This window comes from Brevundimonas sp. AVps31 (assembly GCF_058681355.1).
Genome location: NZ_CM178736.1, coordinates 2,713,709 through 2,726,908, shown reverse-complemented (window position 1 = coordinate 2,726,908; position 13,200 = coordinate 2,713,709). Strand labels below are relative to the sequence as shown.

The 13,200-nt window shown below is 66.9% G+C and carries 3 protein-coding genes; all 3 read right to left on the bottom strand.

Annotation, left to right across the window (positions count from 1 at the left end; genetic code table 11):
- Window positions 1–2: 2 nt before the first annotated feature.
- The 3 genes from ACW174_RS13240 to pyrG all read right to left on the bottom strand — a co-directional run bounded on the left by ACW174_RS13240 (window position 3) and on the right by pyrG (window position 13,153).
- Window positions 3–8,123 (bottom strand): cadherin-like domain-containing protein, encoded by an 8,121-nt coding sequence (locus ACW174_RS13240; protein WP_492014911.1) that lies wholly within the window; start codon window positions 8,121–8,123, stop codon window positions 3–5.
- Between the two features lie 382 nt (window positions 8,124–8,505).
- A complete protein-coding gene (locus tag ACW174_RS13235) occupies window positions 8,506–11,364 on the bottom strand; it encodes a beta strand repeat-containing protein (protein WP_492014910.1) in 2,859 nt (952 codons plus the stop codon).
- A gap of 136 nt (window positions 11,365–11,500) precedes the next feature.
- Window positions 11,501–13,153: a CTP synthase gene (gene pyrG / locus ACW174_RS13230; protein WP_492014909.1), complete on the bottom strand. Its 1,653-nt coding sequence runs from the start codon at window positions 13,151–13,153 to the stop codon at window positions 11,501–11,503.
- Window positions 13,154–13,200 lie beyond the last annotated feature (47 nt).

Here is a 13,200-nt window from a genome sequence, read left to right as displayed (position 1 = left end):
CGTCAGGCGAAATCATCCGTCGGAAGCAGATGCAGTCCATGACCGGGCTGGTGGATGATCAGCGGGTCCGGCGCCATGAACAGGCCCTCAAGGTCGCCATGACCCGGGGCACGCGGCGGGATCAGACCCTCTTCCGGCAGACCGGGCAGGACCAGCGGCGCGCCGGCGTCCTTGGGCAGGGACAGGAAGTCGTCCGGTTGGCCGGGCAGGATCAACGGTTCGTCGGTGAAGACGCCGGTCACCGCCAGCGGCGACGGCTCCGGCGCGGACGCGTCCTTCCCGGAAACAGCCGCCTGCGGCGTCAGGCCGAGCTCGGACAGGGTCAGGGTGATCCCGTCCCTGAACCGCACCATTTCGATGCCCAGCAGCAGGTCGGCGCCGTCGTCTCCATCGGCGGTCGCGTCGTTGTCGGTGATCCGGTAGCCGTCCGCGGTGGCGACGATGGTGTAGGCCGCCCGCAAGCCAGCGAACAGGGCGATGTCTTCGCCCAGCCCGCCGGTCAGGGTGTCATTCCCACCCCCGCCGCGCAGCAGGTCGGCGCCGCTGCCGCCCGTGATGGCGTTGGCCAGCGCATTGCCCGTTCCGGTGAAGTCGGTCGCCCCGGTATGGATCAGGTTCTCCAGATTGGCGCCCAGCGTCCAGGCCGACAGCGCGGTCTCGACGGTGTCGAGGCCTTCGCCCGCCAGCTCGACGACAGAATCGCCGGCGACGGAGACGATGTAGCGATCATTGCCCGTCCCGCCCTGAAGCGTGTTGGCCACCCCTTCGCCGCCGACCAGAATGTCGGCCCCGTCGAGGCCCAGCAGGGTATCCCGGCCCGCGCCGCCGATCAGGATGTTGCCCAAGCCGTCGCCCACCAGCAGATCATCGAACGTCGTGCCGACAACCCGCTCGATCCCGGTCAGCACATCCACGCCGCCCTGGCCATCGTTCTGCGTGACGGCGCCGTTCAGCTTGACCGTGATCGCGGCGCCGGCGGCGCTGTAGTCCACGGTGTCGAACCCCGCCCCGCCGATGAAGGTGTCATTGCCCTGCCCGGCGATGAAGGTGTCGTCCCCGACCCCGCCGGTGATGACGTTGTCGGCCGCATTGCCAATGCCGGTGAAGGCCCCGGTCCCGGCATGGACCAGATTCTCCAGCCCGATAGCGAGCGTCCAGGTCGAGAGCGTCGTCTCGACCGTGTCGACGCCCTGCCCGGCCAGTTCGCTGATCTGGTCGCCGAGGCTGTCGATCACATAGCGGTCATCCCCCAGACCCCCGGTCAGAATGTCGTCACCCGCGCCGCCGTTCAGGGTGTCATTGCCCGCTTCGCCAGTCAGGGTGTCCGACCCCATGCCGCCGATCAGCAGGTCGTTCGCGCCGCCGCCCCACAGGACGTCGTCGCCGGCGCCGCCGTCGAGCTGGTCATTCGAAGCCCCGCCCCGGATCATGTTCGCCGAGGTGTTGCCGACGGCGTAGAACACGCCTGCGCCGGTGAAGATCAGGGCCTCCACATTGGCGGCCAGAACGAAGCTGTAGAGGGTGGTCTCGACCGTATCGAACCCTTCACCCGCCGCCTCGATGACGGTGTCGCTGGCGGTGACAATATAGCGGTCGTCGCCCAGCCCGCCCTGCAGGGTGTTGGCTGCTCCAGAACCCCCGATCAGGGTGTCGTCGCCGCCCAGCCCCAGCAGGGTGTCGCCGCCGGCGCCGCCGACGATGACATTGCCGGCGGCGGTGCCGAAGATCACGTCGTTGAAGGCCGAGCCGATCACGGTTTCGATGCCCGTGAAGGTGTCCTGGGATCCGTCGCCGTCGTTGGTGGTGCGGTTCAGGTCCATGCGGACCACCGTCGCGGCCGCGGCCAGGCTGTAGTCCAGCGTGTCGTATCCTGCGCCGCCGGTCAGGACGTCCAGACCGGCGCCGCCGCGCAGGACGTCATCGCCGTCGCCGCCGTTCAGGCTGTCCGCTCCGCCGCCCCCGCTGAGCAGATCGCCGGCCGCGCCCCCGCTGATGAGGTTGTCCGACGCGTTGCCCGTGCCGGTGAAGGCCCCGCCGCCCGTGAAGATCAGGGCCTCCACATTGGCCGAAAGCGTGAAACCGTTCAGCGTCGTCTCGACGGTGTCGGCGCCTTCTCCGGTCACCTCATAGACGGTGTCGCCCACCGCGGTGACGACATAGCGGTCGTCGCCCAAGCCGCCCTGCAGGGTATTGGCCACGCCGTCGCCGCCGATCAGGACATCATCTCCTCCGAAGCCCAGCAGGGTGTCGCGTCCCAGCCCGCCGCGCAGCACATTGGCCGCCGCCGAGCCGAACATGACGTCGTTGAAGGCCGAGCCGTCGGCATTCTCGATGGACGACAGGGTGTCCACGCCGCCCTCGCCGTCACTGGTGGTGCGGTTGACGTCGAGGCGAACCGTCACGGCCGAGCCCGCTGCAGAATAGTCCACGCGGTCGATGCCATCGCCGCCGTTCAGGACATCATTGCCCGCGGCGCCGATCAGCACGTCGTCGCCCCCGTCGCCGTCCAGCGTATCGGCGCCCTGCCCGCCGGTCAGCGTATTGGCGGAGGCGTTGCCGATGCCGTGGAAGGCGCCGGTCCCGACGAAGACCAGCGCCTCGGTCCCGGCCGACAGGGCGTAGACCGCCGCTGTCGCGCGGACCGTGTCATAGCCCTGGCCCGTCGCCTCGACGATCAGGTCGCCGGCGTCATCGACCAGATAGGTGTCGTCGCCCCGTCCTCCGGACAGGGTGTCCGCGCCCGCGCCGCCGTCGAGCAGATCATTCCCTGTGCCGAGGCTGGTCAGGACGTTGTCGAGCGCATTGCCGGTCAGCGCGAAGGCGAGACCGGTATTGACCCGAAGGCCCTCGACATTCGCGCCCAGCGCATAGGCGCTCAGGGCGCCCGTGAGCTCGACCGTGTCGAAGCCTTCTCCGAGGCCCTCGGTGACCCCGTCGTCCGAGCCGTCGACGATATAGAGGTCGTCGCCCAGCCCGCCTTCAAGGGTGTCGGTCCCCAGACCGCCGTACAGCATGTCGTCGCCGTCGCCGCCGAGGATCAGGTTATCGAGATCGTTGCCGATCCCGGTGAAATCGCCGGCGCCGAGGAAGACCAGCTGCTCGAGGTGGTCGCCGAGGGCGTAGACGTTCAGGCTCGTGACGACCTGATCGACGCCCTCGCCCTCCAGTTCGAGGACCTGATCGGCTTCGTCCTCGACGACATAGGTATCGTCGCCCAGCCCGCCCCTCAGGGTGTCGGCGCCCCAGCCGCCGAACAGCACATCGTTGCCGCCCGCGCCGCTCAGGTCATCGTCGCCGTCACCGCCCGACAGGATATTGTCCTGGCTGTTGCCGAGGCCGGTGAAGCCGGCCGAGCCCATGTAGAAGAGCGCCTCGACATGGGCGGCGAGCGTATAGCTGGCCAAACTGGTCTGGACGCCGTCGACGCCGCCGTCGTCCTCCTCGACCACCTGATCGCCTGCATCATCGACGGCATAGAGGTCATCGCCGTCGCCGCCGGTCATGAGGTCGGCGCCCGGATCGCCGCTCAGCAGGTCATTGCCCGCGCCGCCGTTCAGGATGTCATCGCCCGCCCCGCCGACCAGCAGGTCGTCGCCGTCCAGACCGTCCAGACGATCGGCGCCGTCGCCCGCGAACATCTCGTTGTTCGAGGCGTTGCCCGTGCCGGTGAAGCCGCCCGCGCCCGAGTAGAAGAGGTCCTCGATCCCGGCCGCCAGCGTATAGAGGGAGAGGGTGGTCTCCACCGCGTCCCATCCGCCCGCGTCGATGACCTGATCCCCGACGTTCTCGATGAAATAGAGATCGTCGCCCCAGCCGCCGTCCAGCACATCGGCGCCCGCGCCGCCGTCCAGCCAGTCGTCGCCGTCCAGCCCGACCAGAACATCGTCCCCCTCAGCGCCGGTCAGATCGTTGTCGCCATCGTTGCCGGTCCCGCTGAACGCCCCCGTCCCCGTGAAGACCAGGCCTTCCAGACCAGTCTGCAGGGTGAAGGTTGTCAGCGTGGTCTCGACGATATCCCAGCCATCGGCGTCAACGAGGACATCGCCCGCGTCATCGACCGCATAGGTGTCGTCGCCCATGCACCCGTCCATCAGGTCGGCGCCCGCGCCCCCGACCAGACTGTCGTCGCCGTTCCCGCCGTCCAGAACGTCGTTTCCGGCGCCGCCCATGATCAGGTTGCCAGAGGCATTGCCGACACCCTCGAAGTCGCCTGAACCGGTGAAGATCAGCGCCTCGATATTGGAGAGCAGGGTGAAGGCGCCGATCTCGACCCGGACCGTGTCATAGCCTTCGTCGGCGTCCTCCTGCACGACATTGCCCCCGTCGCTGATGACATAGAGATCGTCGCCGAGCCCCCCGATCAGGACGTTGGCGCCGAGGCCGCCGTGCAGGATGTCGTCGCCCCCGTAGCCTCTCAGGCTGTCATCGGCGTCACCGCCGCGGATGACGTTGGCCAGTTCATTGCCGTAGCCCGAGAAGGCGCCGGTCCCCGTGAAGGTCAGGTTCTCGACGTTTTCCGACAGGACAAACAGACCGGCCGTCGCCTGGACCAGATCCGTGCCGCCATCCTCCGCCTCGACCACCAGATCAGCGGCGCTGTCGACCGTGTAGGTGTCGTCGCCGAGCCCGCCGGTCAGCGTGTCGCTCCCGCCCCGACCGTCCAGACTGTCGTCGCCGTCTCCGCCGTTGAGCGCGTCCGCTCCCGCGCCGCCGATGATGTCGTTGTTCAGCGCGTTCCCGGTCAGGGTCGCCGCACCGGCGCCGGCGAAGATCAGGGTTTCCAGATGGTCGCCGAGCGTCCAGGTCGTCAGGGTGACGCGGACGGTGTCCATGCCTTCGCCGTCCTGCTCGATCACCTGATCGTTCGCATCGTCGACCCTGTAGACGTCGTCGCCCAAACCCCCGATCAGGGCATCGGCGCCGGCTCCCCCGTCCAGGACGTCATCGCCGGCCCCGCCGGTCAGGGTGTTCGAAGAGGCGTTGCCGGTCCCGCTGAACTGCCCTGACCCCGAATAGGTCAGGTTTTCCACGTTGACCCGGAGGGTCAGGGCCGAAACATCGGTCAGAACGAGGTCGGTTCCCTCGTCGGCGTTCTCGATGTAGCTGTCGCCCGCGTTGGACACGACGTAGATGTCGTCGCCCGCGCCGCCCAGCAGGGTGTTGGCCGCGCCGGACCCGCCGATCAGGGTGTCATTGCCGCCGTTTCCGATCAGGGTGTCAGACCCGACGCCGCCGCGAATGACGTTGCTCAGCGCGTTGCCGCTGCCGATAAAATTGCCCGAACCGGTGTAGGTCAGGTTTTCGACATTGTTGCGCTGGTTGAACGACGACAGGCCAGTCTCGACGGTGTCGAGACCCTCGTTCGCGGTCTCGACGATGGTGTCGCCATTGTCGGAGACCACATAGGTATCGTCGCCGGTTCCTCCGAACAGCTCGTTCAGAGCGCCGACACCTCCGACCAGCCGATCATTCCCGGCCAGACCCAGAAGAACATCGTGGCCCGCCCCCCCGGTGATGACATCGTCGAAAGCTGAGCCCTGGAGGGTTCCGTCGCCGCTGATGATCGTGCCCGACACGCCATGGAGGGTCAGATGCAGGGTGGCGGTGTCCGAAACCCCGTCCGCGTCGGTGACGGTGTAGGTGAAGGTCTCGACATAGGTCTGGCCCTGCAGGAGGCTCGCCGTCGAGGCGTTGGCGACATAGGTATATCCGCCATCGGCGGTGATGGTGATCGAACCGTAGGTTCCCGCCACCGCCTGCCCGACGTTGGCGCCCTGCCCGGCCACGGCGGTGATGCTGAGCGTGGTCCCGACGGCCGACACCGCGTCATTGGTCAGCAGCCCCTGCGCCGCGTCGATCGTCACGCTCGCGGCCTCGTCGAGGCCCGCGACGTCGTCCACCGCATTGGTGACCGGCGTGAAATTCAGGGAGACGGTCTGCTCGGCGCTGTGGGCCTGCCCGTCCGACACGACATATCGAAACGATGCGGGGCCGTAGTGGTCCGGGTCCGGCGTGAAGGTCCAGGCGCCTGTGCGAGGGTCGATGACCACCACCCCATGCTCGGCCGACCCCGGCGTCAGGACGTAGGTCAGCCGGTCGCCATCGACGTCCGAGCCGGGCGCAAGCGTACCGCTGATGGGCGCACCCGCGGGTCCTGCTTCACCGGAATCGGTTCCGGCGACCGGAGCGTCATTGACCGGCGACGGCTGGCCGATGGTCCAGGCGGCGATCAGGGCGTCCAGCGCCGCGACCTGTGTCGGGGTCAGCCCGGCCTGTGTGACCGCCTGCTGCTGGTTGAAAATCAGCAGGTTGTCGAACTGATTGACCCCGGCCGGGAACAGGGGACCGCCGTCATACTTCAGCGCCACGCCCAACCAGAAATAGGCGTCCGCGGCCGAGAAGGCGACGCCCTCGGCCGACAGATAGCGGCGCCCGAGGGTGTACATGGCGTCGGCGTCGCCCATCCTCGCCGCCTGGAGATAGCCCTCGACCGCGCGGGCGTGATCCTGCGGCGCGCCGTAGCCGAGGTCGTCCAGGATGGCGATGCGATAGATGGCGGTGGCGCTGGTCGGATACAGCTCCAGCATCAGCCGGGCCAGCGCGGGGTCACGCGGCACCCCGTCTCCGGTCAGGTACATGTCGGCCAGCTGCAGGGCCGCGTCCGGCACCGTCGCGGCGGCCAGCGACAGATAATGGGCCGACAGGCCGGTATCCCTCGGCACATGCACCCCGGTGTGCAGCCAGGTGCCATAGTGATAGGCGGCGTTCACGTCGCCCGCGTCCGCCAACAGGACGACATAGCGATAGAAGCCCTGGGCATCTCCGGCCAGCAGGTAGGTGTCGATCACCTGCTGGAAGGTCGGCAGCACAGGATCGTCTCCGGCCGCGTGGACGTTCAGGGTGATGGTCGCGGGCGGGCTGTCCAGCTGGCCGTCGCTGACGACATACTGGAAGCTGGCGGCGCCGACATAGCCGGCCTCGGGCGTGAAGACGTAGCGGCTATTGTCGGGGTCGAGGGTCACCGTCCCGTGCTGCACCGACCCATCGACCAGACGGTAGGTCAGCAACTCCCTGTCCACATCGGTCGCGCCGAAGATCGTGTAGGCGAAGGGCTGATCGTGCGTGACCTCCATGGTCACATCGGCGGTGGAGGTGACGGGGGCGTCATTGATCGGGCCGACGAAGACCACCACCGTTTTGACAGCCGACGTCTGGGACCCGTCCGTGACCGTGTAGCGGAAGGTCGCCGCGCCCACGAAGTCGGTGGGACCGTAGAAGTCCGTGTTCGGCGTAAAGGTGAAGGCGCCCGTCACCGGGTCGATGACCACCGAGCCGTTCGTCGCGGACCCCGCGACCAGTTGATAGGTGGCCAGATCGGGATCGACGCCCGCGTCGCCCGCGAGCAGGCCGACGGCGTCCTGATCCTCCAGCCCATGGAACAGCTGGTAGCCGAGGGTCTGAACACCGACCGGAGTGGCCGGCGTCTGGGTGCGGACGGTGATGTTGGCGATGTCGAGGAAGCCGCTGGGCCCCTGATCAGATTCATCGGCGACCATGACCAGATGCAGGGTCGCATTGACCATGTCGAGGCTGGAGGCGAGGTCGAGCGGCTGATACCGGTCGGCCCAGTCTCCCTGAATCGAGACCGCATTGCCCGCATAGGTCCAGTCGGCGGGATCGTCGCTCAACTGGACCGTCAGCGTCCGCCACTCATCCGTGATGCCCGCCGCCAGATCGTTGCCGGTGTTGGCCCAGTTGGTGACCTGCAGCCCGACGTAATAGTTCCGCAGCACGCCCTCTTCAGGGATGTAGCGGCAAACCCAGACCATCAACTTGCCGCCGTTGGCCTCGAAATCCGTCCCCTTGATGGTTATCTCGAACTCGGCGTCCGCCAGATTCAGCACCCCCGCGGAGCCGATGGTCGGGATGGACAGATGCGCCAGCAGAAAGAGCGAACCAATCCCGTCGACGTGGTTGACGTCGGTCGTCCCCGGCGCGTGAAACCGGGTGAAGGCCGGGATAGCGCCGCCCGGATCCTGCACCACTGAAGGCCCGAACCACGAGGCCCAGGCGCCCGGGCCTGCGGAAAAGTCCCAGGAATACTCATTTGTCGGCGCAGGCATCGCGCACTTAAGCCGCAGACCGCGCGACTTCTCCCTCGTTGGGGCGGCATCTGCCCACGTTAATGAATATGCACGGTTCGGCCTTGTTTGCGAACGACGATTTGGGGACAGCCGGGCGAGTCAAATCCCGGAAAATACATGTTTTTCTTGCGTGACGGAGATTAAGGTAACATCGTTCTTGCCGGGAGAACTGGTAAATGCTCAAGTCGCTGAAATGCTTCCGGAAGGGCCACCTGTTCGTGGACAGCCGCAGCAGCCCCGGCACACAGGTCTGCGTCCGCTGCCGCCTGCGCAAACCTTTTGAAGGACTTGCGATCCCTGGCTCAACGCGGGCCGTCCCGGCTGACAGGGGGGCGACCGTCAGCCCAGTCCTGGACTGGGGTCAGAACAGATCGTCCCACGACGGCGACGGCAGGATGAGCGGCGTATGATGATCCGCTGCATCACCCTTCCCCTCGCCCACGGCGAACCCGGGCGATGAGGCCGGAGGCGCCAGTGTCAGGACCGTGCCGTCGCTGAACCGCACCTGCTCAATTCCGTACACCATATCCACCCCGTCCCGCCCGGCCGTCGCGTCGGTGATGGTCGCGAACCCGGCGCCGTAGGCGATCTGATAGTCCGCGGCGATACCGGACAGCACGACCGTATCAAGACCCGCTCCACCGTACAGCATGTCGTCGCCGCCTCCGCCGTTGAGGACGTCATCCCCGCCCCCGGCTATAAGCACATTCGCCAGCCCGTTGCCGCGCCCGGTGAAGGCGCCCGCGCCGGTGAAGGTCAGGTTCTCCAAGTGGGCGCCGAGGACGAAACTGGACACGGTAGTTTCGACCCGATCCGTTCCCTCGTTCGCGTTTTCGATCAGGGTGTCGCCGATCGCGCTGACGACATAGAGGTCTGATCCCGCGCCGCCGTACAGCTCGTTGGCGACACCGCTCCCTCCGATCAGGGTGTCGTCGCCCCCTCCACCCAGCAGGGTGTCGCGCCCGGCGCCGCCGATGAGGACATTGGTCCCGGCGCTCCCGAAGATCAGGTCGTCGAAGGCAGTGCCGGTGGCGTTCTCGATGCTTGAGAAGGTGTCGGAGCCGCCGTGGCCGTCATTGGTCGCCCCGCCAAGATCCAGCCGGATCGTCGCCGCGCCGGAGGCCACACTGTAGTCGGCCGTGTCGCTGCCTAAGCCCCCTTCGAGACGATCATTACCGCCCCGGCCGCTCAGCACATCGTCGCTCGCGCCGCCGACGATCCGGTTGTCGAGCCCGTTGCCGTCTCCCCTGAACGCCCCAGCGCCGATAAAGCGGAGGTCCTCGATCTGGTTGCGCAGCATGTAGGCGTTCAGTGTCGTCTCGATCGTGTCGCGCCCCTGCCCGGCCTCCTCATAGACCGTGTCGCCGGCGACGGAGACCCGATAGGTGTCGTCGCCCCTCCCCCCCTGCAGCGTATTGGCCGCGACCGCGCCGCCGATCAGCAGGTCGTCGCCGTCAAGGCCGATCAGCACATCGGCCCCGAGCCCGCCATTCAGGACATTTCGGCTGTTGTCGCCGACCAAGGTGTCGTTGAAGGCCGAGCCCGTGGCATTTTCAATGCTGGTGAGATGATCTGTCCCGCCTTCGCCGTCACTGGCGACGTAGCGTCCGCCGAGGTTCACCACCACGCCGGACGAGGCCAGGCTGTAGTCCGCCGTATCCGATCCCGCCCCGCCGTCCAGTTGATCCGCCCCGGCGCCGCCGCGCAAGGTGTCATCGCCGTCAAAGCCGTTCAGCGTATCATTGCCCGCCAGCCCGGCCAGCAGGTCGGCGCCTCGATTCCCGTCGAGGGTGTTGTTCTGGCTATTGCCGGTCCCCACCACATCCAGGACGACCCCTTGGGCCTGAACGAACCTCAGCGCGTCGAAATTGTCGCGCAATGTGTAGGTCGTCAGAGCGGTGGAGACGGTGTCGTATCCCTCTCCCGCCAGCTCGATCAGCGAGTCGCCGATCGCATCTGAGACATAGACGTCGTCGCCAAGACCACCGATCAGGGTGTTGGCCGCACCGGCGCCGCCGACCAATATGTCATCGCCCTCATAGCCGATAAGGGTGTCGCCGCCCGCGCCGCCGCTGATGGTGTTGTCCAGCGCATTGCCCAGCCCCGCGAAGGTGCCGGCCCCGATGAACGCCAAAGCCTCGAAATTGTCCCGCAGGCGATAGACCGACAGCGTGGTCTGAACTGTGTCAGAGCCCTCACCGGCCAGCTCCAGCAGAGTGTCTCCGGCGGCGGAGACGACATAACGGTCGTCCCCCCGCCCACCCTGGATCGTGTTCGCCGCGCCCGCGCCGCCATCCAGGACATCATCGCCGTCCAGCCCGATGAGGACATCCGCCCCCAGCCCGCCGGTCAGGATGTTGCCGGCGGCGTTGCCGACCAGAATGTCGTTGAACGCGCCGCCGGTCAGATGCTCGATGCTAATCAGGGTGTCGCCCAGGCCATGGCCGTTGTTGGCCACCGTGCCCTCATTCAGATCGACGCGCACGCCTTGGGTCGCATTCAGATACTCGACCAGATCACCGCCCGCGCCGCCGTCAATGACATTGGAGCCCGCGCCGCCTGACAGGCGGTCGGAGCCATCGCCGCCGACGAGCACATCGTTGGCCGCACCGCCCAGAACCACGTCATTGCCGATACCGCCCGAAGCCAGAATGACGTTCACGGCCCCCGAGGCGTCCAGCACATCATTGCCGGCGCCGCCATCAATGGTGATGGCGCCGGTCAGGGCCGTGCCCGTCAGGTCGCCGATTACCAAAGTGTCGTCGGGATTGAAGCGATACCAACCGGCCCCGCCGAGGACCGCGAAGTCCCCCGGGCTGTCGGGACTGGCGTCGAAGATGAACCGGGCCGTCTCGATGCCGCGCAGGATCGCGCCGTTCCGGGAAACTTCAAGCACGCCGGACTGACTATCGGACCGCTCGATATCGGCCGAAAACACCACGTCCCCACCCGAACCGGCCCCTACCGTGTAGGGCAGCGGTCGGATGGTCGTGACCAGGCCGCTGGCAAAATTCGCATGCGTGTAGGTCTGGCGCCAGCTGCCGGTAACATCGAACAGGTCGATCCCCGCGCCGCCGTCCAGCGTGGCGACCGCCGGCAGGGCCGTGATCGCCCCCGCGAGAAAGCTGAACCGATCTGCTCCGCCCAGGCCGTTGTAGCTGTTCTCGCCACTGCCCACGTCGAAAACGTCGTCCCCCGCGGTTCCATTAAAGGTGGGCATGGCGATCCTCCCGATCCTGCGACAGTTGTCGCCCGATCATAGACCACCAGCCGCAGAAGCGGAAAAGCCCGTTGAACTGTTTCCGGTTCTCAACGAAACCGCGAAAACGTGACCCGTCCGGGAAGCCGGCCCTTCCTCAGACCAGCCGGCTCTGCACCACCGCCGCCGCAATGAAGCCCGCAAACAGCGGGTGCGGGGCGAACGGGCGGCTCTTCAGCTCCGGGTGGTACTGGACCCCGATAAACCACGGATGGTCCGTGCGCTCGACCGTCTCGGGCAGTACGCCGTCGGGCGACAGACCGGCGAAGATGAGCCCGCCCTTCTCCTCGATCGCCTCGCGATAGTTGATGTTGACCTCATAGCGATGCCGGTGGCGCTCGCTGATGGTGGTCGCGCCGTACATCTCCGCGATCTTCGATCCCGGTTTCAGCGTGGATTCATAGGCGCCGAGGCGCATGGTGCCGCCCAGATCGCCGCCCTGCTGACGCAGGACGCGCTGGTTGCCCTGCGTCCACTCGGTCATCAGGCCGACCACCGGCTCGGACGTGGGGCCGAACTCGGTCGACGAAGCCTTGGGATAGCCCGCCAGGTTTCGCGCCGCCTCGATCACCGCCATCTGCATGCCGAAACAGATGCCGAAATAGGGGATGTTGTTCTCGCGGGCGAAGCGGGCCGCCTCGATCTTGCCTTCCGAGCCGCGCTCGCCGAAGCCGCCGGGCACGAGGATGGCATGGGCGCCCTGCAGCCGGGCCGAACAGGCCTCGGCGTCGCCCTCGAAGGTCTCGGCCTCAACCCAGTCGATGTTGACCTTGACGTTCTCGGCCACCCCGCCGTGGTGCAGGGCCTCGATGAGGGATTTGTAGGCGTCCTTCAGGACCGTGTATTTGCCAACCACGGCGACCGTGACCTCGCCGTCCGGCTGCAGCCGGCGACGGGCGATCTCCTGCCACATGGTCAGGTCGGGCGCGGGGGCGTCGGCGATGCCGAAATGGGCCAGAACCTCGGCGTCCAGACCCTCGCGGTGGTAGTCCAGCGGCACGGCGTAGATGTCGTTGGAATCCATCGCCTGGATCACGCCGCTTTCGCGCACGTTGCAGAACAGGCCAATCTTGCGCTTTTCCTCGGCCGGGATCGGGAATTCGCAGCGGCACAGAAGGATGTCCGGCTGGATGCCGATCGAGCGCAGTTCCTTCACCGAGTGCTGCGTCGGCTTGGTCTTCATCTCGCCGGCGGTCTTGATGTAGGGCAGCAGGGTCAGGTGCACGAAGCAGGACTGGCCGCGCGGCAGGTCCTGCCCCAGCTGACGGATGGCCTCGAAGAACGGCAGCCCCTCGATGTCGCCGACCGTGCCGCCGATCTCGACCAGCACAAAGTCCACGTCGTCCCCGTCGTCGGTCAGGGCGGGCGTCAGGCAGAAGGATTTGATCTGGTCGGTGACGTGCGGGATCACCTGGACCGTCGCGCCCAGATAGTCGCCGCGACGTTCCTTCTCGAGGATGGTCGAATAGATGCGACCCGTGGTGATGTTGTCCGACTTCGCCGCCGACACGCCGGTGAAGCGTTCGTAGTGACCGAGGTCGAGATCGGTCTCGGCCCCGTCGTCGGTCACGAAGACCTCGCCGTGCTGATACGGGCTCATCGTGCCCGGATCGACGTTCAGATAGGGGTCGAGCTTACGAAGGCGAACCTTGTAGCCGCGCGCTTGCAGAAGCGCGCCGAGAGCGGCGGAAGCGAGGCCTTTTCCCAACGAGGAAACCACGCCGCCAGTGATGAACACGTAACGGGCCATGGGAGATCACCTTACCGCCGATTCGGGCGGAGAGTTCTGGAGACTTT